Consider the following 20,967-nt stretch of genomic DNA (forward strand, 5'->3'; position numbering starts at 1 on the left):
CGGGCGTCAGAACTTGATCCCGCCGATGAGCCCGGCGAGGCTCGCGCCGCCCGCCGTGATGCTCGGCGCGATGGCCGTGCCCGCGAGATAGAAGCCGAAAAGGGCGCAGACCATGGCGTGGGACGCCTTGAGTCCGTCCTTGCGGAAGAAGAGGAAGACGATGATTCCGAGCAGCACCACGCCTGACATGGACAGAATCATGAGAATTCTCCTGGTTTGAGGGGACAGTCACCATGAGTTCTTCCAGGATCACCGAAAGTATCTATGCGATAAAAGGTGCAAATGAGTGAAATGGCAGGTATTTCACTGTGCTGGCCCAGGGGGCGCGTGGCGCCCGCGCGCGGCGCGGTCCGCAGTACCCTGTCGGTTTATCCGTACGGCATTCAGGCCGTACGGACCAGGTCAACGGCGTGTGAGCCGGCGCGCGAGCCGGTCCGAAAGGCGGTCCACCGATGAGTGAGACACCGGATCCCGAAGTGGTCGAGCTGGCCACGAAGGTCTTCGATCTGGCCCGGCGCGGTGAGACCGGGGCGCTGGCGGCCTATGTCGACGCCGGTGTGCCCGCGAACCTCACCAATGACCGGGGCGACTCCCTCATCATGCTCGCCGCGTACCACGGCCACGCCGAGGCGGTGGAGGCGCTGATCGCGCGCGGCGCCGACGCCGGACGGGTCAACGACCGCGGCCAGACCCCGCTCGCCGGGGCCGTCTTCAAGGGCGAGGACGCCGTCATCCGGGCGCTGCTGGCCGGTGGCGCGGATCCATCCGGAGGAAACCCCTCCGCCGTGGATACCGCGCGGATGTTTGGGAAGACGGACCTTCTGGAGCTGTTCGGCGCCCAGTGATGCCCCGGGTGAGAGACGTCGTAAATGTGGTCGCGGTGGCGAAATGGCTGGGTCATCATGACGTCGGGCCCGCAACGGGTCATCGACGAGAGGCAGGGAAGATGGTCTGCATTAAGCGGAAGACGACGGTCGGCCGATCATGTTGCCGCGCGGTCTAGGGCCAGAAGGGTGCCACGTCCCCCGGTCGCACCCCCGGTTGCGTCGACAGCTTGATGTGAGGCTTTCCCCATGTTCGATCCAGTCATAGCGCCGAGCGGCACTCTGCTCGGGCTGTTGCAGAGGGGCCGCGGAGACGGCACGCTGCACGCGCTCGCGGCACCCCGCGCCGAGGCGCTCGCCGCCCTCAACCACTGCGTACTGAACGATCCCCGCCACGACTGGCAGGTCGAGAACCGTTCGCTGTACTACGCACGCCTGTATCTGGACATCCACGGTGGTCTCGACGCCATCGACCACCATCTCTTCCGGGCCGAGGACCACTTCGACACCGAGGAGTCCAGGACCGGCCTCTCGCTCGCCGTGCTCGGCCATCTCGCCGCGTACGGCAGGCGCGACGCCCTCGACCTGCTCAGGCGGTACGCGGCGACCGGCGCCAACTGGGCCTGGGCCCTGGACGAGCTGGCACTGCGCGACGACGACACCGGGCTGCGCTCCCTGGCCGTCCCCATCCTCGCCAGATTCCCGGCGGGACCCGAGGGCGACGCCGAGCTGGCGTCGGTCGTACGGGACGCCTTCGAGCCCCGCCCCTGGCGGCTCTGGGCCGACGATCCACGGCCCGCGGTCGGCGCCCGGATCAGGGCCGCCGGTGAACAGGGCTCGTTCGACCGCTGGCAGCGGCAGCTGCGGCCGAGCGGTCCGCGCCCCGGCTGGAGCGTGCGGGCAGTCTTCGACTGGGCACAGCAGGCACTGGAACGCGGCACGGAGATGCACGGGCCCGCGGCCCGCTGCCTCACCGCCGTCGCCGGGCCCGACGACCGTCCGCTGATCGTCGAGGCCGCGCGCAACGGCCCCGACGGCGCCCGCTGCGCGGCCCTGCACTATCTCGCCGAGGTCCGTGACCCCGTCGTCCTCGATCTGATCGAAGCGGCGGCCGGAGGACCGGACCGCACCGTCGCCGACGCGGCCGTCGCCGCCTTCGAGCGGATGTGCGGCGACGAGGCGGTCGACCGGGCCCGCGGCTGGGTGCACAGGCCCGACGCGCTCGGCGCGTCCGCCGCGGGCGTGCTCGCCTGCCGCGGCAATACGAAGGACACCGCGCTGGTCCTCGGCGCGCTGCGGGAGACCGTACGGGCCGAGGGGCCCGACAGCCGGCGGCTGTGGACCCTCGTCGACGGCGCGGGACGCCTCGGCATCGTCTGCGCCGCGCCCGTGCTGCGCCATGTCTACCGCGAGACCGCCTCCTCGCATCTACGCGGCCGGACCGCGCGTGCGCTCGCCGCCACCGATCCCTCCTACGCCACCGGCTTCGCCGTCGAATGCCTGTGGGACTGCGAGGAGACCACCCGGGAAGTCGCGGCCCTGCACGCCGAGACCGGTGATGTACGCGTGGCGGAAAGGCTGCGGCGGCTGGCCGCGGATCCGGCCGAGGAGGCCGAGGTGCAGACCGCCGTACGCAGCAGGATGGGCCCGGACGCCGCCGCGCGGTGAGAGCGGCGGCCACCGCCGCCCGGTGGCGCGTACGGCCGGAAACCTTCGCTCCGCAAGCCGGTCCGTACGGTCTGTGCGCCTTCGTCGCGTCCGGGGGAACGTCCCGCGTCCAATGCTCACGGGACGTTCCCCACGCGGAAAGATCCACGTTGGCAGGGACACGTTCGGTGCGACGACAACACGGATATGCGCGTCGTCATTGTCACCGAATCCTTCCCGCCCGATGTCAACGGGGTGGCCCACTGCGCCCTCCAGACCGCCCGGCATCTCGCCGCGCGCGGTCATGATCCGCTCGTCATCGCCCCGGCCGTCGCCGGTGATGCCGAGATCGACGCACCGTGCCCCGTGGTACGCGTGCCCTCACTCCCGCTGCCCGGCTATCCGCAGGTACGGGTGGCCCTCCCCAGCAGGCGCATCGCGGCGGCCATCACCGCGCACCGCGCCGAACTCGTCCATCTCGCCGGGCCCTTCGTGCTCGGCGTACGCGGCATGACGGCCGCCGCCCGGCTCGGTGTCCCCGCCGTCGCCGTTTACCAGACCGACCTCGCGGGCTACGCCCGTACCTATGTGGGCGCCGGCGAGGCCGCGGCCTGGCGGCGGATCCGCGCCGTGCACTCCGCCGCCGACCTCACCCTCGCGCCGTCCAGCGCCGCCGCGAACGACCTCGCCGAGCACGGCATCCCCCGGGTACGGCTCTGGCCGCGGGGCGTCGACACCGTACGGTTCCGGCCCGAACTGCGGGACGAGGAGCTACGCAGGCGGCTCGCGCCCAACGGCGAGCTGATCGTCGGCTATGTCGGCCGGCTGGCCCCCGAGAAGCATGTGGAACTCCTCGCCGGGGCCTGCCGGCTGCCCGGGGTCCGCGTCGTCATCGTCGGGGACGGCCCCAGCGAGACCTCGCTGCGCGGGGCGCTGCCCGGCGCGGTCTTCCTCGGCCGGTCGACCGGCGACGACCTGGCGCGGACCTTCGCCTCGTTCGACGTGTTCGCGCACACCGGCCCCTATGAGACCTTCTGCCAGACCGTGCAGGAGGCCATGGCCAGCGGGGTGCCGGTGATCGCGCCCGCCGCCGGAGGACCGCTCGACCTCGTCGACCACGGACGCACCGGACTGCTGGTCACCCCGCACGACACCGACGCCGTCACCGCGGCCGTGGAGGAACTCGCCTTCGCCCCCGCGCTCCGCGCGGCCTACGGGCAGGCGGGACGCGCCACCGTCGAGGGCAGGACGTGGGCCGTCGTCGGGGACCAGCTGCTCGGCCACTACACCGAGGTGCTCGGCGCCCGTACGGCGGTGGTCGCGTGAGCGGGCTGAGGATCGTACGGCTGGCCAACTTCGTCACGCCCGCCTCGGGCGGACTGCGCACCGCGCTCCACGAGCTGGGCAGCGGGTATCTCGCGGCCGGGCACGAGCCGGTGCTGATCGTGCCGGGGGAGCGGGAGTCCCACGCGGACACCTCGCAGGGGCGGGTCATCACACTGCCGGGGCCCGTACTGCCCGGCACCGGCGGATACCGGGTGCTGAGCGCGCGGCGGCGGCTGCGGGAGGTGCTCGAAGACATCGGGCCCGACCGTCTCGAAGTCTCCGACCGCACCACCCTGCGCTGGACGGGGGAGTGGGCACGCCGCCACCGCGTCCCGTCCGTGATGGTCTCCCACGAGACGGCGGACGGGGTGCTGCGCACCTGGGGCGTGCCCGGAGTCGCCGCGGGCCGGGCAGCGGACCGGCTCAATCTGCGGACCGCCTGGGCGTACTCGCGGATCGTCTGCACCACGGAGTGGGCGGAGCGGGAGTTCCTCCGGATCGGGGCCCGCAATGTGGTGCGCGCACCGCTCGGTGTCGATCTGCGCCGGTGCACGCCGGAGCGGTACGACGCCGAGCTGCGCTCCCGGTACGCGCGTCCGGGTGAAGCGCTGCTCGTACTCGGCTCCCGGCTGTCGGTGGAGAAGCGTCCCGGCGCCGCGCTCGACGCGCTCGCCGCGCTGCGGGACCGGGGCGTGCCGGCGGTGCTGGTCGTCGCCGGCGACGGTCCGCTGCGGGCCGGGCTGGTCCGCCGGGCCCGCGCCGAGCGGCTGCCCGCGCTCTTCCTCGGCCATGTCGGCGACCGCGCGGCGATGGCCGATCTCCAGGCCGCCGCGGACATCTGTCTGGCGCCGGGACCGGCCGAGACCTTCGGGCTGTCGGCGCTGGAGGCGCTGGCCTGTGGCACGCCGGTCGTCGCCAGCGCCTCGTCGGCGCTGGGCGAGGTGATCGGGGACGCGGGCATCGCCGCCCGCGACAACGCCACGGCCTTCGCCGACGCGATCCAGGAGCTCCTGGCCCGTCCGGAGGGGGCCCGCCGCGCCGCGGCCCGCGCCCGCGCGGAACTCTTCAGCTGGGAGAAGGCGGTCTCCGCCTTCCTCGCGGCCCATGATGTCCCGCTCGACGTACCGATGCTGAACAGGGTTCCGTCGCAGGTCCAGCAGGTTCACCAGCCGGAGGGAGAGGCGAGATGACGACGGAGGCGGACAGCGGCGCGCTGCCTGCGGACGCGACCCAGGCCCAGGAACGACAGGCCCAGGACCGGGACCGGGACCGGGAACGGGATCAGGACCGGGACCGGGATCCGGAGCCGGACCGGGCCCCGGACGCCGCCGCGCTCCCGAGCGTGCCGCGGTACGCCGCGCTCGGGGACTCGCTCACCGCCGGGATCGGCGACCCCGTCGACGGCGGGTGGCGGGGCTGGGCCGCGCTGCTCGGCGCCGGTGTGGGCGACCCCGGAACGGGCGTACGGTTCCACAACTTCGCCGTCAGCGGCGCGCTCACCCGCGACGTCGAGGAGAAGCAGACCCCCGCCGCCCTCGCCTTCGCGCCCGACATCGCCTCCGTCGTCGTCGGCGTCAACGACACCCTGCGCCGCGCCTTCGACATCCAGGACCTCGCCCTGCGCCTCGACCGGGTCTGCGGCGCCCTCGCCGCGCGCGGCACCGTCCTGCTGACGACCTGTCTGCCCGACCCCGGCAGCATGCTCGGGCTGCCCGCGCCGCTCGCCATGCCCCTCGCCCGGCGGCAGCGCGCCGTCAACGCCGTCGTCCACGCGCTGGCGGCGCGCTACGACACCGTCCATCTGCATATGGCGGAGGCGTCCTGGGTCGCCGACCGGTCCCTGTGGAGCGCCGACCGGCTGCACCCCGCCGAGCGAGGACACCGGATGATCGCCGCGCGCTTCCACGCACTGCTCGCCGAACGGGGACTGGCCCTCGGCCCCGAACCCTCGCTGGTCGCCGACCAGACCCCGCCGAGCCGCGCGGCCACGCTGCGCTGGCTCGCCACCTCGGGCACCGGATGGGTGGCGCGCCGCTGCCGGGATCTGCTGCCCGAGCTGCTGCGGCTGGCGGGCGACGAGATGACGCACTGGGCCCGCGGCACCGGCGCCCGGCTCGATCTGCACGCCGAACTCGCCCTCTCCCGCGCGCTCGCCGCACTGTCGCCGGGCGCTCCCCTTGCCAGAATGGGGGAATGACCGGGCGCTGGGAATTCTGGATCGACCGGGGCGGCACCTTCACCGATGTGGTGGGCAGGCGCCCCGACGGGGAGCTGGTCACCCGGAAACTGCTCTCGCACCATCCGGAGCGGTACCAGGACGCGGCGGTGGCCGGCATCCGGCTGCTGCTCGGCCTCGGTCCCCGTGATCCGGTGCCCGCCGACCGGATCGACGTCGTCAAGATGGGGACGACCGTCGCCACCAACGCGCTGCTGGAACGGCGCGGCGAGCCGACCGTCCTCCTCATCACCGAGGGCTTCCGGGACGCCCTGCGGATCGCGTACCAGAACCGGCCCCGGCTGTTCGACCGCCAGATCGTGCTGCCCGAGGCCGTCTACGAACGCGTCATCGAGGTCCCGGAACGTATCGACGCCCACGGCGCGACCGTACGGCCGCTCGACACGGACACCGTCGCCGCCGCCCTCCGCACCGCCCACGAGGACGGCTTCCGCAGCGCCGCCGTCGTCCTGATGCACGGCTACCGCCATCCCGCGCACGAGAGCGCCGTCGCCGACGCCGCGCGCGCGGCGGGCTTCACGCAGGTCAGCTGCTCCCACGAGGTCAGCCCGCTGATCAAGCTCGTACCGCGCGGCGACACCACAGTCGTCGACGCCTATCTCTCCCCGATCCTGCGCCGCTACGTCGACGAGATCGCCCGTGAACTCAAGGGCATCCGGCTGATGTTCATGCAGTCCAACGGCGGCCTGCGGGAGGCCGCGCACTTCCGCGGCAAGGACGCCGTGCTGTCGGGACCGGCCGGCGGGGTCGTCGGGATGGCCCGTACGTCGGGACAGGCGGGCTTCCGCCGGGTCATCGGCTTCGACATGGGCGGCACCTCCACCGATGTCTCGCACTACGCGGGCGAGTTCGAGCGTGAACTCGGCACTCAGGTCGCCGGGGTGCGGATGCGCGCGCCCATGATGAACATCCACACCGTCGCGGCGGGCGGCGGGTCCGTGCTGCACTTCGACGGACAGCGCTACCGCGTCGGCCCCGACTCGGCGGGCGCCGTGCCCGGCCCCGCCTGCTACCGGCGCGGCGGCCCGCTCACCGTCACCGACGCGCAGGTGATGCTGGGCCGTGTCCAGCCGGCCCACTTCCCCGCCGTGTTCGGCCCCCACGGCGACCAGCCGCTGGACGTGGAGGTCGTACGGGAGCGCTTCACGCGGCGGGCCGAGGAGGTACGGAGGGCCACCGGCGTCAGCCGTACCCCGGAGGAGGTCGCGGCCGGGTATCTGGAGATCGCCGTCCTGAACATGGCCAACGCCGTCAAGAAGATCTCCGTACAGCGCGGCCATGACATCACCCGCTACGCCCTCACCAGCTTCGGCGGGGCCGGCGGCCAGCACGCCTGCGCGGTCGCCGACGCGCTGGGCGTCGACACCGTGATCGTCCCGCCGCTCGCGGGCGTGCTCTCCGCGTACGGCATCGGGCTCGCCGACGCCACCGCCATGCGGGAGCAGTCCGTCGAGGCGGAGCTGACCGAACCGGCCGTGCGCGGGGTGCGCGAGCTGTGCGACTCCCTCGCCGAGCGCACCCGCGCCGAACTGCGCGCCGACTCCGTGCCGGACGAGGCGATCACCACGCGCGCGCGGGTACTGCTGCGGTACGCCGGTACCGACGCGAGCCTGCCCGTACCCCTGGACGGGGCCGCGGCCATGACCGAGGTCTTCGTGGCCGAACACCTCGCGCGCTACGCCTTCACCATGGACAAACCGCTGGTGGTGGAGGCGGTATCGGTCGAGGCCGTCGGCGCGTCGGGCCCGCACGCCCCGTACGCGCCCACGCCGGCCACCGGCACCGGCGGAAGCGAACCGTACGCGACCGTCGGGATGTTCACCGGCGACCGGGTCCGGGACACCCCGCTGTACCGCCGCGAGGATCTGCGCCCCACCGACACCGTGACCGGGCCGGCGGTGATCGCGGAGGCCGACGCCACGACCGTCGTCGAGCCGGACTGGCAGGCGGCCCTGGGCGAACGGGGCCATCTGCTGCTCACGCGCGTACGGCCACGCCCCACGCGGGTCGCGGTCGGCACGGACGTCGACCCCGTCCTGCTGGAGGTCTTCAACAACCTCTTCATGGCCATCGCCGAACAGATGGGCGTGCGCCTGGAGAACACCGCCCACTCCGTCAACATCAAGGAGCGGCTCGACTTCTCCTGCGCGCTCTTCGACTCCGACGGCAATCTGATCGCCAACGCGCCCCATATCCCCGTCCATCTGGGCTCGATGGGCGAATCCATCAAGGAAGTGCTCCGGCGCAACGAGGGCGCGCTGCGGCCCGGCGATGTGTACGCCATCAACGACCCGTACCACGGCGGCACCCATCTGCCCGATGTGACGGTCGTGACCCCCGTCTTCGACGAACAGGGGCAAACGCTGGAGTTCCTGGTGGCCTCGCGCGGCCACCACGCGGAGATCGGCGGCATCACCCCCGGCTCCATGCCCGCCTTCAGCACCACCATCGACGAGGAGGGCGTGCTCTTCGACAACTGGCTGCTCGTCAGGGACGGACGGCTGCGCGAGGCTGAGACCCGGGAGCTGCTCACCACCGCCCGCCATCCCTCCCGCGACCCGGACACCAATCTGGCCGATCTGCGGGCCCAGATCGCGGCCAACGAGAAGGGCATCGCCGAACTGCGCCGGATGACCGACGAGTTCGGCACCGACGTCGTCCAGGCGTACATGGGCCATGTACGGCGCAACGCCGAGGAGTCCGTACGCAGGATCGTCGCGGAGCTGCACGACGGCTCGTACCGCTACGAGACCGACGGCGGCGCGGTGATCGAGGTCGCGGTCCGGGTCGACCGGGAAGCGCGGTCCGCCGTCCTCGACTTCACCGGCAGCTCGCCCCAGCTGCCCGGCAACTTCAACGCGCCCAAGTCGGTGGTGATGGCCGCCGTGCTCTATGTCTTCCGCACGCTCGTCGCCGACGACATCCCGCTCAACAGCGGCTGTCTGGAGCCCCTGGACGTGCGGGTACCGGAAGGATCGATGCTCGCGCCGGTCCCTCCGGCGGCGACCGTCGCCGGCAATGTCGAGACCTCCCAGGCCGTCACGGGCGCGCTGTACGCGGCCCTCGGCGTCCAGGCGGAGGGCTCGGGCACCATGAACAACCTCACCTTCGGCAATGACCGGCTGCAGTACTACGAGACCGTGGCCAGCGGCTCGGGCGCCGGCGACGGCTTCGACGGCGCGGACGCCGTACAGACCCATATGACCAACTCCCGGCTCACCGACCCGGAGGTACTGGAGTGGCGCTATCCGGTACGGGTCGACGCGTTCGCCGTACGGGACGGCAGCGGCGGCGGCGGGCGCTGGCACGGCGGCGACGGCGTCGAACGGCGGCTGCGTTTCCTGGAGCCGATGACGGTGACGCTGCTGACCGGACACCGCCGGGTCGCGCCGTACGGCATGGCGGGCGGCGGACCCGGCGCGCTCGGGAGCAACGCGGTGGAGCGCGCGGACGGCACGGTCACGCCGCTGCGGGGCGTCGACTCGGCGGAGGTGGGTCCCGACGACGTCCTGGTCATGCGGACCCCGGGCGGCGGTGGCTACGGGACCGCGCCCGGCCGGGCCGGAACGATGGGCCGTCGCTGACGCCGGGTCACTGCCCCTCGGGGGGTTTGCCGTGGGCGGAGGAGACCTCGACGAGTTCGGCGCGGCCCTGCGCGTTGAGCCGGAGGATCGGGACGGCCTTGTTGCGCGGATCGCCGTTGTTCTGGAAGGAGATGAACCCGCTCGCCCCCGCCAGCTGCTGTGGCCCGTTCATCTGGTGGAACATCCGGCGCACCGTGATCCCCGTCACCGCGTCGGGACCGCCGATCGCCGCCATCCGGATGCCCTCGGCGGCGGTCAGGACCGCGTCATGGGCCATGATGTCCTGACCGTCGTAGCGGTCGTCGTTCGGAAACCACTCGTCCATCCGGCCGCCCGGCTGGAAGTACCGCGCCGAGCGTTCCGAGACCCGCCCGGGATCGGCCCGCCACATGTCGCGGTGGGCCAGCCCCGTGAAGAGCACCGTGACGTCGTTCTCGACGGCGTGGGCGATCTGCTCCCGGTCCAGGTTCGACGTGTCGTCACCGGCGAGGACCGTGAACGTGTGGTCCGTACAGCTGCGGTTGGCGAGCGCGTCGAGGAAGTTGGTGAGGTGCCGCCCGCGGCCCGCGAAGTAGATGACCTGCGGCCGTGTGTCGCAGAGCTGCGCCGGGAAATAGCGCAGCTCGTTCTTCCAGGCGCCGCCGGGTACCGACGAGTCGAACGTCATCCGCTCCGCCACCAGCCGGTGGCCGGTCTTCTTGTCGGGGAACGCCTTGGTGAAGGCGGTGCCCAGGGTGTCGGCGTACAGATTGGACGTGGCGGCGTCCTGGACGACCACCGCCGTGCGCAGCTCCGTTGACCGCTTCAGGTAGGCCGCCGCGGCGTACGCCTCGTCCACGTTGGTGGGCGAGACCCGTACGAAGCCGGGGATGCCCTGGATATTGGTGGCGGTCATGGTGCTGGCGACGGTGGCGAGGCCGCTCTTGGAGAGCTTCCTCAGCGCCTCCAGATTCGGTCCGGTGCTGGGGCCAAGACCGGTGACGGCCACCAGCTTGTCGTCGGAGTCCTTCCGGTCGATCAGCTCGTCCACCGTGTAGTTCCAGTGCGCGGAACTGCTTCCCGTATTGGCGATCAGCAGCCGGATCCTGGGGGAGGAGGCGAGATCGCCGCGGTTGTGCCGGTACTGCGCGAGATAGGCGCCCTCCAGCTCGTGCCGTACCGAGTCCTCGGAGTTGCTGTCGTCGTTGGTGAGCGTGAAGGAGGTCAGATACGCGACGCTGACATAGGGCTCCTTCTTGGCCTCCTCGCGCACCAGGTCGTTCTCTTCCTTGATCTTCTTCACCACGGTGGCGAGATGGCCCGCGAAGTGGAACGAGCCGTCGCTGACGCCGACGCACTCCTCGTTCTCGCCGCGCTTGACGACACCGTCGTCGCACCGGGCCAGGGTGTCCCCGATCCAGCGGATGCCCAGCGGGAGCGCCACCGCGAGTACGGCGACGACGACCACCCCGATCACCACGCGGCGCACGATGTGCAGCGGCCATTCGAGTCTGCGCATCCCGCTCACCCCTCGCTCGTGGACGTCAGCGGATGGCGCCAGTGGCGATAGCGCTCCGCCTCGTTGAACAGCGCCACGACATCGTTCCTGCGCAGCCGCGACAGCTGGTTGAACCCGTCGGCGATCAGATCGTTCAGCCGCATCCCCGGGTCGGCGAGCGGATCGCTCCACACCCAGCGGGTGATGATCAGCTCCCGGATCACCGCGGCGGTGGTGACGGTTTCACCGGCCCGGCCCGGCCCGAGCCCGGCGAGCAGGTCCAGCGGACCGCCCGTGGAGACGAGCCGGTTGGGCGCCGCCGTGATCGCGTTGAACTCACTGATCCACTGCGCCGCCGGGACCCCGGGGAAGCGCCCGACCAGATGGGCGGTGACCTCGTCGATCCGGCCCCAGGCCAGCCGGTGGTACATCTCCTGGACCGTGCGCCCCACGGATCCGAAGTGCTCGGCGAGGAGTTCGTGCACGGTGTCCCAGTCGTCGGGACGCCGGGCCAGCCGCCACAGCAGCAGCCGCCGTAGCCAGGGGTGGAGCGCCGGCGTCACGCCCACCGGGCCGAGGAGCAGCCAGCGGGCGCGCATCTCGCCGAAGAGCGGGTCGCCGGGGCTGAGCACCCGCGTACCGATCGACAGATCACGCGCGGCGGCGCACTCCGCGAGCGTGGCGCGCCGTGGCTCGTCGATGCCCTGGAGCAGATGGTCGAGCGCGGCGTCGGCGAGTGTGAGCGTCTCCTCGCCGTCGCGGAGCGTACGGTCGGGCAGCCCGCGCAGCCAGCGGTCCTGCGCGGGGCCGTCCTCGGCCGGTACGTCGGAGTGCCGCAGCACCTCAAGGACCTGGTGCACGGCGCTCGGCAGCCCGCAGGTCAGCCGGTGCACAAAGGGCGCGAGCCGGGTGAAGGGCGCCAGATCCGAGTGGCGGCGCAGCTCCAGCTCGATATGGATCCGGACCTCGTCGAGGTTGAGATCCCGCAGCCGCAGCGGATACCACCAGGTGTCGTCGCTGTCACGGGTCGGCCGGTGCTCGCTCCAGTCCGTGAGAGAGGCGCGGTCCGGGCCGCGCAGCTGCCAGGGCCACTGGTCGCCGGTGGCCGGGCCCCAGCGCGGCAGCCAGCGGTTGGAGCTGGCGACGATCGTCAGCGGATCGCAGGAGAGCCCCGCCACCACGGTGTCGTCGTGCCGGGCGCGGATCAGCAGATCGAGGAAGCGACGGCCGTACTCCGAATGGGAGTTGTCGAGCAGCAGCAGATACGAGCGCGGCGTGAACGAGTGGGCCGCGTTCCCCCGCAGATCCGCCAGGAACGCCGAGAACAGCACGCGGTCGAGCCGGTGCTCGTCCTCCGCGTCGCCGTCGTGCCGCCAGAGGTTGAGCTCGACCAGCGCCTCCCACGGGTCCTGGCTCCGGATGAGCGGATGACCGCCGTACCACGCGGCGCTTCCGGTGAACTTACGGCCGGGCAGCCGGCGACGGCCGCGCCGCAGGGCGTCCCGCAGCAGCGCGAGCGCCGCGGTCGACGCGCCGTCAGGGGCTCCCACCGCGCCGCCGGCCACCTCGAAGAAGGCCGCCAGATAGTCGCCGTACCGGGCCTCGGCTCGCTCCTGGAACGCGTCCAGCTCCCGCCGGATATTGCGCCGCCCCTCGGCCAGGCTGGTCATCCGCAGCTCATGGTCGGAGGCGAGCAGCCCGAGAGTGAGCCGGGGGAAGTGGGAGCGGCGGTATCGCGGCAGCTTCCGTTCGAGCTGCCGGGCGAGCAGCCCCAGACCGTAGCGCGGCAGCAGCCCGTGCTCGGTGGCGAGATTGACATAGGCGAACGGATTCTCGGGGCCGAACCGCTCCATCAGCGCGCTGTGCGCCTCGCTGGCACCGCTGCCGCGCGGGCCGAGCAGCATCGTCACCGGCCGTTCCGCGGTGGGCGGCTGTCGCAGACACTCATCGACGAGGGAGACGATCCCGTTGCGGCCCCTGAGGCCCATGCGCACCCCGGACTCCGTCACGCGCATCAGCCCCCCCGAGCCATCCGCCCCGCACATGTGGGGCATTACCGTCAAGCCTACCGGAGGGCCTCACAACTACTGGTGATTTTAAGGAGGTTGATGAGAGAGGGGTGGTGCGCTTCGCCGGATCGGGTCACCGCGTGGCCACTCCCGGGCCGGCCGGCGGTCCTCCCGGCGTCACCTGGACGTCCGGTGCCGTACCACCACGAACCGCACCGGCGTCCCCGGCGCGGCCTGCGCCGCCGCCGGAAGGTCGCGCTCCGCCACGACCGCGATCACCGGATACCCGCCGGTCGTCGGATGGTCGGCGAGGAAGACCAGCGGCCGGCCGTCGGGCGGCACCTGCACGGCCCCCGTCACCATGCCCTCGCTGGGCAGTTCGGCGGAGACGGCACGCTCCAGGGGCGGTCCCTCCGTACGCAGCCCGATGCGGTTGCTCGCCGCCGAGACCCGGTAGAGGCGCGTGGTCAGCGTGCGCGGCGCCGCGCTCGTGAACCAGTCGTCGCGCGGCCCGAGCCGTATCCGCAGCACCAGTTCGGCGGGCGGGGCCTGCGTCGGCACTCCGTCGACCGGTGCCGCGGGCCCCGTCACGGAGCCGATCGGCAGGACCGTACCGTCGCGCAGCGGCGCCGGTCCGAGGCCCGACAGCAGATCCGTCGACCGGCTGCCGAGGACCGGCTCCACCGCCACCCCGCCACCGAACGCCACATAGCTCCGGACCCCGGAGACGACCCTCCCCACCTCCAGCAGCGCGCCGGCGGGTACCCGCACGGGAGCGCCCCAGGCGGCGGGGCGGCCGTCGACCAGGACCGGGCACGGCGCCCCGGCGACCGCCGCGGTCACCGCGCAGCGCGGCCGTACCGCACAGCCGTCGAGCGTCGTCTCCAGCGCCGCGGCGCCCTCCGGATTGCCCACCAGCCGGTTGACCAGCCGCAGCGCCGGCGGATCGAGGGCCCCGGAGCGCGGCACCCCCAGATGGGCGTGCCCGAACCGGCCGAGGTCCTGCACGGTGGTCAGCGCCCCGGACCGTACGACGGCCAGGGCCTGTCCGGCGGATCTTTGCGGATCAGGTCGCGGCGTCTGGTGCCGTGCATCGCAAGGCGGAGGATCGGCCTCGTACTGGACGTACTCGGACGACTCCGACAACGCGGCGAGGTGCGGTGCCAGGCGTCGCGGGCCCGCGAAGATCCGCCGGACAGGCCCTGGCGCCCGGTCCGTCATCGGCCCGCCCCCGTCGGTACGAAGCGCACCCGCGTCCCGGGCGCGAGCAGCGCCGCCGGCACCCGCGCCGGGTCCCACAGGACGGTGTCCGTCGTCCCGATCAGCTGCCAGCCGCCGGGCGAGGAGCGCGGATACACCCCGGTGTACGGGCCCGCGAGAGCGACCGAACCCGGCGGGACGGCGGTACGGGGCGTGGGCCTGCGGGGTACGGCGTACCGCGCGGGCAGCCCGGTGAGATAACCGAAGCCGGGCGCGAACCCGCAGAACGCCACCCGGAATTCGGCCGCCGAGTGGATCCGCGCCACCTCCCGGTCCGGCACGCCCCAGAGCGCGGCGACCTCCGCCAGGTCGGGACCGTCGTAACGGACCGGCAGTTCCACGGTGTCCGCCACGCGCGCGTCCGGGGCCTCGGCCCGCCAGCCGTCCAGCCCCGCGGCGAAGCCCGCCGGATCGTCCAGGCCGTCGAGCAGTACGGTCCGGGCCGCGGGGACGATCTCCCGCACCGGCGGCAGGACGCCCGACGCGCGGCGGCGCAGCAGCTCGGCGTGGAACGCGGCCGTCTCCTCGCCGTCGGCCAGTTCGACGAGGAGCGCCCGGTCGCCGACCGGCAGCGCCCTCATACGAAGGACTCCACCCGGACACCGGCGGCCTCCAGCCGACGGCGCACCCGGCGGGCGAGATCGACGGCGCCCGGGGTGTCGCCGTGCAGACAGAGCGAGCGCGCGCGGACACCGACGGACCGCCCGTACAGGGAGGTGACCACGCCGAACCGGGCCATGGACACGGACCGTTCCACCACCGCCGAGGCGTCCGTGATCACGGCGCCGTCCTGCCCGCGCGGCACCAGCGTGCCCTCCGAGGTGTACGCCCGGTCGGCGAACGCCTCGGTGACGACGGGCAGTCCGGCCTTCTCCGCCACGTCATGGAGCAGGGAGCCGGGCAGGCCGAGCAGCGGCAGCCGCTCGCCGGTCAGCAGCACGCCCTCCACCACGGCCTCGGCCTGCTCCGCGTCATGGACCACCCGGTTGTAGAGGGCGCCGTGCGGTTTGACATAGGCGACCCGGGCGCCCGCCGCCTTCGCGAACACCTCCAGCGCGCCGATCTGGTACGCGATCTCGGCGGCCAGCTCGTCCGCGGGCACCTCCATCGAGCGGCGGCCGAAGCCGGCCAGATCGCGGTACGAGACCTGGGCGCCGATCCGGACCCCGCGCTCGACGGCCCAGCCGCAGACCCGCCGCATGGTGGCCGCGTCCCCCGCGTGGAAGCCGCAGGCCACGTTGGCGCTGGTGACGACGGAGAGCAGTTCCTCGTCCTCGGTCAGCCGCCAGTGGCCGAAGCCCTCGCCGAGATCGGCGTTGAGATCGATGGACGCCCAGGTCATGTGGTCACCTTCCGATCGGCTCGGTTGTGAGCAGTTCGCGGCCGCGGGTCTCGGGCAGCCCGATCAACGCGAGTACCGCGAGACCGTAACCGACCGCGCCGAAGACCAGGGCGCCCCCGACTCCCCAGCTGGTCGCCAGGAAGCCGACAAGGGTGGGGAAGAGCGCGCCCACGGCCCGCCCGGTGTTGTACGTGAAGCCCTGGCCGGTACCGCGTACGGCCGTCGGATACAGCTCGCTGAGGAACGAGCCGAAGCCGCTGAAGATGGCCGACATGCAGAAGCCGAGCGGGAATCCGAGCACGAGCAGCAGCCCGTTCGAGCCCGCCGGGATATTGATGTAGGCCAGGATGGCGACGGCGGACAGGACGGCGAAGATCGCGATGTTCTTCTTCCTGCCCAGCCGGTCGGTGAGATAGCCACCGGTCAGATAGCCGGTGAAGGCCCCGGAGATCAGGAAGGTCAGATAGCCGCCGGTGCCGACCACCGTGAGGCCGCGCTCGTCCTTGAGATACGTCGGCACCCACGTGGCGAGCGTGTAGTAACCGCCCTGCACGCCGGTGGACAGCAGCGTCGCGAAGAAGGTCGTACGCAGCAGATCCTGGCGGAAGATCGCGGTGAACGAGCCCTTCCGGGCGCTCTCGCGGCGCTGCGCGGCGGCCTCGGGCGCGTCATGGACGTTCCGTCGTACGTAGACGATCAGCAGGGCGGGCAGCGCGCCCGTCCAGAACATCACGCGCCACGCGGTATCCGCGTCCAGGAACTGGAAGACCAGCGTGTAGACGATGACGGCGAGCGCCCAGCCGGCCGCCCAGGCGCTCTGGACGGCACCGAGCGTACGGCCGCGGTGCCTGCCGGAGGCGTACTCCGCCACGAGGATCGCGCCGACCGCCCACTCGCCGCCGAAGCCGAGCCCCTGGAGGGCGCGGAAGACCAGCAGCGTCTCGTAGTTGGGCGCGAATCCGCAGAGCACCGTGAAGACCGCGTACGTGATGACCGTGATCATCAGGGCCCTGACCCGCCCGATACGGTCGGCGAGCACCCCGGCGATCGCCCCGCCGATGGCCGAGACGACGAGGGTGACGGTGGTGAGCAGCCCCGTCTGGCCGGTGTCGAGGCTGAAGTACGCGGCGATCGCCACCATGGACAGCGGCAGCGTGAAGAAGTCGTACGAGTCCAGGCCGTAGCCGCCGAACGCGCCGGCGAAGGCCCGGCGCCCCTGCGGCCCCAGGGCCCGCAGCCAGGCGAACGCGCCGGTGTCGTCGGGAAGTCCGTCCTTGCTCAGGCGTGTTTCCGTCGTGCTCATCTGCACCTCGCAGAAAGGGGAGTGTGCTGGGACCGTGAGCTGAGAAGACCGTAGGGGATTGTTCAACGATCCGACAAGACTCTTGTTGTTTCGTTCTTGCTTCTACGATGAGTCCGTACGCGGACGGAGACGGAAGAGGGCGCTGTGGCGACGAGCGGGACCGAACTCGGCGAACTGGCGGACGACCGCCCCCTGCTGGGCCGCACCAGCACGGCGGAACGCGTCGCGGACATCCTGCGCACCCGCATCGCCGAGGGGTACTTCCAGCCCGGCGAACGGCTCTCGGAGGAGTCCATCGGCAAGGCGCTGGTCGTCTCCCGCAACACGCTGCGCGAGGCGTTCCGGCTGCTCACGCACGAGCGGCTGCTCGTCCACGAACTCAACCGAGGCGTCTTCGTGCGGGTGCTCGCGGTCGAGGACGTCGAGGACATCTACCGCACGCGCCGGCTGATCGAATGCGCCGTCGTACGCGGCCTCGGCGAGCCCCCGTTCGCACTCGGCGGCCTGGAGAAGGCGGTCACCAACGGCCGGCGGGCGGCCCGGGAAGGGCACTGGAAAGGCGTCTCGACGGCGAACATCCACTTCCACCGCGAACTGGTCGCGCTGGCGGGAAGCGTACGCACCGACGAACTGATGAGCGCCGTACTGGCCGAACTGCGGCTCGCCTTCCACGTGGTGGACGACCCGCGTCTGCTGCACGAGCCGTACCTCGTACGGAACCGGCAGCTCCTGGAGTCCCTCGCCTCCGGGGACAGGGAAGGCACGGAACGGATGCTCGCCACGTATCTGGACGACTCGCGCGAGCAGCTGGTGGAGGTGTACGCGCGGCTCGTCGCCGAGGACGGGACCGAGTGAGACGGGGGCCGCTTCCGCACCGTTTCGCCCGTTGTCAGTGCGAGGACATAATCTGTGCAGCGTGACTTCGCCTGCCCCGACGGACTTCGTTCCGCCCCAGCTCAGCGCGGGGCCGCGGCCCGCGATGGGCCCGGCCGCCGACGAAGGGCTCGCGCGGCGGCTGCGCGCGCTCGCCTGCACCGCCCCACTGCACGACCTGGACACCCGCAAGGCCAATCTCGCGGGTGAGTACTCCGTCTACGCGATGGCCGAGGTCGCGCTCTCGGCCATCGATCTGGTCACGCTGAACATGGACTTCGACACCGGCGCCGACCACGAGCAGATCGTCTCCCGGCTGCTGCCACGCGTCGCCGCCCAGGCGCCCCGGCGCCCGGCCGCGGAGCATGAGCGCGTCGCCCGCTGGGTGCTGGAGAATCTGATCAACGTCGGCAGCGTGGACCGCGGATTCCGCGCGGTGTACGGCACGTTCGGCACCGACGGCGTCTACACCCGCAGGGACTACGACTTCAAGCTCATCGAAGAGGTCCCCGGGCACGGCGGCGGCGTCTTCCTGCGCACCACCGACGAAGCGGTCAACGTCCTGGTCGGCGCGCTCGACACGGACGTCACCAGCGCGCAGATCGCCGCCGAGGTCAAGCTCGAAGTGCTGATCAGCCGCGGCAGACTCGCCGACGCCCAACTCGCCGCCGAACAGGCCAGATACCGCACCGTGCAGTACGCGGAGACGCTCCGCAGGACGCTGGAGGCGACCCGCCGCAACGTACGGGCGGTGGACTGGCTCAACGCCGTGCCTGACCTGATCGACGAAGCCCTCGGCCATGTCGCCGACCGGTACCGCCACGAGAACGCGATCCTGACCAACATCCGCAAAGCGCGCGACGAGGCCGAGACCGGCGCGGACCCCAAGACCGCCGAGCACAAGCGGCGCGCGGCCGAGCTGGTCGACATCGTCAAGGACTGCATCCGCCGGCACACCCAGCTCCAGTCCCGGCTGCTGGAGGCGGGCCCGCTCTTCCGCGCGGAACAGGACCGCCAGGCCTTCGCCCGTCCCACCGCCCACACGGGCCTCGACCTGTACGGCCAGCTGCTCGCCCCGCTGCTGCCGCTGCCCGTCGAGCGCGCCACACGCGTCACGGACGCGTTCTTCGCCCGCGGCACCGGCCTGCGCACGCCCGTCTCCGTCCGCGTCGGCGACCTGATCGACCTGCTGCTGACGCCACCGGTCGAGCGGGAACACCTGGGCGCGGAGATGCCGGAACCGGACCTGATCGCGACCCCGGACGACAGCCGCTTCAGCGAAGAACAACTGGCGAGCGCCAAGGAACTGCTCGACCTGGAACACGACGCCCCGCGCCGCCTCTCGGGCCTGCTGGCGGAGGCGCGCCGCCGCGATCCCGAACTGCCGTACCTGGTCGCGCTCCTGGCCATCCACGCGGCGAGCCCGCCGGTGGGCACGGCGTACCGGCAGGGGGAGGAGAGCCTGCTGTTCGCGGTCGACGACGGCACGCGGCTGGACGACCCCGAGTTCGGCGGGGCGGACTTGATCGTGGGCACGGCCCGCTTGCGCGTGCGCGTGCGCGCCGGGGGCGCGGTGCGGGCCGGGGGCGCGTGAGTTGTGGCCGGGGTCGGTGTTGCGGTGCGGGTTGTTGCCGGGGTGCGCTCCGGGGCGGTACGCCTCCGGCGGGGGGTCGTGGGTCGGGCGTCTTTGGCCGGGGCCGGTGGCCGTGTGTGGGTTGTTGCCGGGGTGCGCTCCGGGGCTCGCGCCCGGGACGGCATGATTTACGGCGCGGATCTGGCCACAGTCAGGACACGGGCGGTCGCGCGCCACACATCACGCTTTAGTGTCCCGGACACGACCCCTGCGCGCCCCCTTCGCCGCCCGTCACGGACCGGCCCGGCCGTGCGCGAGGCGAGCGGGCCCACCGGGGAGAGGGGGTCGGGGTCGGAGGAGGTGCGTGTCCGGACGTAAAGCGTCGCAGCTCGCGCGAAGCGCGGTGACCACGCGACGGAGTCGCATATCGATCGCAGCGCAGTCCGGATACGCACCTCCGGAGGCCCCGGCACCCGGCCCACGACGACGCAACCGCAACCGCACCCCCGCCGGACGGCGCACCGCACCGCCCCCGGCCCAGCGACAACGACCGCAACCGAAGCCGCACAAGGAGACCCCCCCGTGAGCGACCACCACGCCGAGCACCCCGCCGCGTGGACCGAGACCGGCGACGGCGACGCGGCCGAGACCACGCCCCCCGCGGGCGTAACGCCCGCAGACGCCGCCGACGCCGCCCGCCTCGTCTCCTTCGGCCTTCAGCCCAAGCTGCTCCCCGCCCGCGACACCGAGTACACCGAACTCCTCCGCCGCTACCGCGAAGACCCCGCCTTCGCCCGCGTCGCCGACGCCATCGCCACCGGCTTCGGTCTCGTCGTCCTGGAGGTCTCACCCCGCGCCGGCATGGCCGTGACCGCCGGCGAGGACTCGGTCTTCGCCGTCCGGATGGGCGACTACGCCCGCCGCGCCTCCACCGACTCCGCCGACCGCTTCCTGCACGGCCTCGCCCATCTCGCCGTCGCGGCCATGGCGTTCCCCCGCCCCGCCGACCTCGCCGACGACGGATACATCGGCCGGATCACGGTCAACGGCGTCGACGCGTTCGTACGGCAGGCGTGCCGTCGGCTGGAGGAGCGCGCCGAGGAGCAGGGGGAGAACACCGACCCGTCGACCGGCGAGCCGGGACTGGAAGCCGCGTGGCGGATCTACGCACGGCGCAGTGCCACGGGCGCCACCAAGGACGCCCGCAGGCTGGCCGGTTCCACCACCGGCATCGTCGGCAAGGCCGTCGCGTTCCTCACCGACTCCGGTTTTCTCCAGCGCACCGGCGACGACGCCGGCGGCGCCTACCGCACCACCGCCCGCTACCAGCTCCAGGTCCGCGACATGGCGGGCCACGCCGCCATGGCCGAGCTGCTGGAGCTGGGCGTCGTCCCCGTCACCGACGGCTCCGCCACCCTGCTGCCACCGCCCGAGGGCGATGATCTGGAGCTGGCCGCCGACGCCGGCCTGCCGTTCCACGCCTGAACCCGCCCCCCACCACGACGAGAGTCCC

Annotated in this window: 16 protein-coding genes; 9 read left to right on the forward strand and 7 right to left on the reverse strand. The window is 72.4% G+C overall.

Translation table 11 applies throughout. From position 1 onward, the window contains the following. Positions 1-6: 6 nt before the first annotated feature. Complete coding sequence (locus ACFRKB_RS33220; protein ID WP_030355560.1) at positions 7-201, reverse strand: hypothetical protein; 195 nt, start codon at positions 199-201, stop codon at positions 7-9. A 251-nt stretch (positions 202-452) separates the two neighbouring features. On the opposite strand from ACFRKB_RS33220, the gene ACFRKB_RS33225 reads away from it, so the two are divergent. From ACFRKB_RS33225 to ACFRKB_RS33250, 6 genes are all read left to right on the forward strand, one after another. Further along, on the forward strand, positions 453-845 hold the full coding sequence (locus ACFRKB_RS33225; protein WP_383110335.1) for an ankyrin repeat domain-containing protein: 393 nt from the start codon (positions 453-455) through the stop codon (positions 843-845). Positions 846-1,073: 228 nt separating this feature from the next. Then, positions 1,074-2,492, forward strand: coding sequence for a HEAT repeat domain-containing protein (locus ACFRKB_RS33230; protein WP_383110336.1), 1,419 nt, complete (start codon positions 1,074-1,076; stop codon positions 2,490-2,492). Positions 2,493-2,678: 186 nt separating this feature from the next. Beyond that, a complete protein-coding gene (locus tag ACFRKB_RS33235) occupies positions 2,679-3,797 on the forward strand; it encodes a glycosyltransferase family 4 protein (RefSeq protein WP_383110337.1) in 1,119 nt (372 codons plus the stop codon). Continuing rightward, positions 3,794-4,987, forward strand: a complete 1,194-nt coding sequence (locus ACFRKB_RS33240) for a glycosyltransferase (RefSeq protein WP_383110338.1) — start codon at positions 3,794-3,796, stop codon at positions 4,985-4,987. The genes ACFRKB_RS33235 and ACFRKB_RS33240 overlap by 4 nt, the downstream gene beginning before the upstream one ends. Continuing rightward, the gene (locus ACFRKB_RS33245) at positions 4,984-5,994 is read left to right on the forward strand and encodes an SGNH/GDSL hydrolase family protein (RefSeq protein WP_383110339.1); all 1,011 of its coding nucleotides are present in this window, start codon (positions 4,984-4,986) and stop codon (positions 5,992-5,994) included. Before ACFRKB_RS33240 ends, ACFRKB_RS33245 begins: the two co-directional genes overlap by 4 nt. Beyond that, the gene (locus ACFRKB_RS33250; protein WP_383110340.1) at positions 5,991-9,617 is read left to right on the forward strand and encodes a hydantoinase B/oxoprolinase family protein; all 3,627 of its coding nucleotides are present in this window, start codon (positions 5,991-5,993) and stop codon (positions 9,615-9,617) included. The genes ACFRKB_RS33245 and ACFRKB_RS33250 overlap by 4 nt, the downstream gene beginning before the upstream one ends. Before the next feature lie 7 nt (positions 9,618-9,624). Here ACFRKB_RS33250 and ACFRKB_RS33255 read toward each other — a convergent pair whose 3' ends face one another. The 6 genes from ACFRKB_RS33255 to ACFRKB_RS33280 all read right to left on the reverse strand — a co-directional run bounded on the left by ACFRKB_RS33255 (position 9,625) and on the right by ACFRKB_RS33280 (position 17,008). Beyond that, positions 9,625-11,115, reverse strand: a complete 1,491-nt coding sequence (locus ACFRKB_RS33255; protein WP_383110341.1) for an ABC transporter substrate-binding protein — start codon at positions 11,113-11,115, stop codon at positions 9,625-9,627. A gap of 5 nt (positions 11,116-11,120) precedes the next feature. Next, positions 11,121-13,109, reverse strand: coding sequence for a hypothetical protein (locus ACFRKB_RS33260; RefSeq protein ID WP_383110342.1), 1,989 nt, complete (start codon positions 13,107-13,109; stop codon positions 11,121-11,123). A gap of 171 nt (positions 13,110-13,280) precedes the next feature. Then, entirely contained in the window at positions 13,281-14,144 is an 864-nt protein-coding gene (locus tag ACFRKB_RS33265; protein WP_383110363.1) for a 5-oxoprolinase subunit C family protein, read from the reverse strand. 176 nt (positions 14,145-14,320) lie between these two features. Beyond that, the gene (locus tag ACFRKB_RS33270; RefSeq protein WP_383110343.1) at positions 14,321-14,944 is read right to left on the reverse strand and encodes a 5-oxoprolinase subunit B family protein; all 624 of its coding nucleotides are present in this window, start codon (positions 14,942-14,944) and stop codon (positions 14,321-14,323) included. Beyond that, on the reverse strand, positions 14,941-15,705 hold the full coding sequence (locus tag ACFRKB_RS33275; RefSeq protein ID WP_382883730.1) for a LamB/YcsF family protein: 765 nt from the start codon (positions 15,703-15,705) through the stop codon (positions 14,941-14,943). The genes ACFRKB_RS33270 and ACFRKB_RS33275 overlap by 4 nt, the downstream gene beginning before the upstream one ends. 4 nt (positions 15,706-15,709) lie before the next feature. Further along, entirely contained in the window at positions 15,710-17,008 is a 1,299-nt protein-coding gene (locus ACFRKB_RS33280; RefSeq protein WP_383110344.1) for an MFS transporter, read from the reverse strand. Positions 17,009-17,152: 144 nt separating this feature from the next. Here ACFRKB_RS33280 and ACFRKB_RS33285 point away from each other — a divergent pair, with 144 nt between their 5' ends. The 3 genes from ACFRKB_RS33285 (at position 17,153) to ACFRKB_RS33295 (ending at position 20,939) form a co-directional block, all read left to right on the forward strand. Further along, the gene (locus tag ACFRKB_RS33285) at positions 17,153-17,863 is read left to right on the forward strand and encodes a GntR family transcriptional regulator (RefSeq protein WP_383110345.1); all 711 of its coding nucleotides are present in this window, start codon (positions 17,153-17,155) and stop codon (positions 17,861-17,863) included. A 61-nt stretch (positions 17,864-17,924) separates the two neighbouring features. Continuing rightward, positions 17,925-19,475 carry a hypothetical protein gene (locus tag ACFRKB_RS33290; protein ID WP_383110346.1) on the forward strand — a complete coding sequence of 517 codons (1,551 nt, stop codon included), beginning with the start codon at positions 17,925-17,927 and terminating at the stop codon, positions 19,473-19,475. A 561-nt stretch (positions 19,476-20,036) separates the two neighbouring features. Continuing rightward, positions 20,037-20,939: a hypothetical protein gene (locus tag ACFRKB_RS33295; protein ID WP_383110347.1), complete on the forward strand. Its 903-nt coding sequence runs from the start codon at positions 20,037-20,039 to the stop codon at positions 20,937-20,939. The last annotated feature ends 28 nt before the right edge of the window (positions 20,940-20,967 follow it).

This window comes from Streptomyces scopuliridis (assembly GCF_042790125.1).
Classification (GTDB): Bacteria; Actinomycetota; Actinomycetes; order Streptomycetales; family Streptomycetaceae; genus Streptomyces; species Streptomyces scopuliridis_A.

Coding starts and splice junctions, on each gene's coding strand:
- ACFRKB_RS33220 (WP_030355560.1), bottom strand. CDS start 201: ATGATTCTGTCCATGTCAGGCGTGGTGCTGCTCGGAATCATCGTCTTC.
- ACFRKB_RS33225 (WP_383110335.1), top strand. CDS start 453: ATGAGTGAGACACCGGATCCCGAAGTGGTCGAGCTGGCCACGAAGGTC.
- ACFRKB_RS33230 (WP_383110336.1), top strand. CDS start 1,074: ATGTTCGATCCAGTCATAGCGCCGAGCGGCACTCTGCTCGGGCTGTTG.
- ACFRKB_RS33235 (WP_383110337.1), top strand. CDS start 2,679: ATGCGCGTCGTCATTGTCACCGAATCCTTCCCGCCCGATGTCAACGGG.
- ACFRKB_RS33245 (WP_383110339.1), top strand. CDS start 4,984: ATGACGACGGAGGCGGACAGCGGCGCGCTGCCTGCGGACGCGACCCAG.
- ACFRKB_RS33250 (WP_383110340.1), top strand. CDS start 5,991: ATGACCGGGCGCTGGGAATTCTGGATCGACCGGGGCGGCACCTTCACC.
- ACFRKB_RS33255 (WP_383110341.1), bottom strand. CDS start 11,115: ATGCGCAGACTCGAATGGCCGCTGCACATCGTGCGCCGCGTGGTGATC.
- ACFRKB_RS33260 (WP_383110342.1), bottom strand. CDS start 13,109: ATGCGCGTGACGGAGTCCGGGGTGCGCATGGGCCTCAGGGGCCGCAAC.
- ACFRKB_RS33270 (WP_383110343.1), bottom strand. CDS start 14,944: ATGAGGGCGCTGCCGGTCGGCGACCGGGCGCTCCTCGTCGAACTGGCC.
- ACFRKB_RS33275 (WP_382883730.1), bottom strand. CDS start 15,705: ATGACCTGGGCGTCCATCGATCTCAACGCCGATCTCGGCGAGGGCTTC.
- ACFRKB_RS33280 (WP_383110344.1), bottom strand. CDS start 17,008: ATGAGCACGACGGAAACACGCCTGAGCAAGGACGGACTTCCCGACGAC.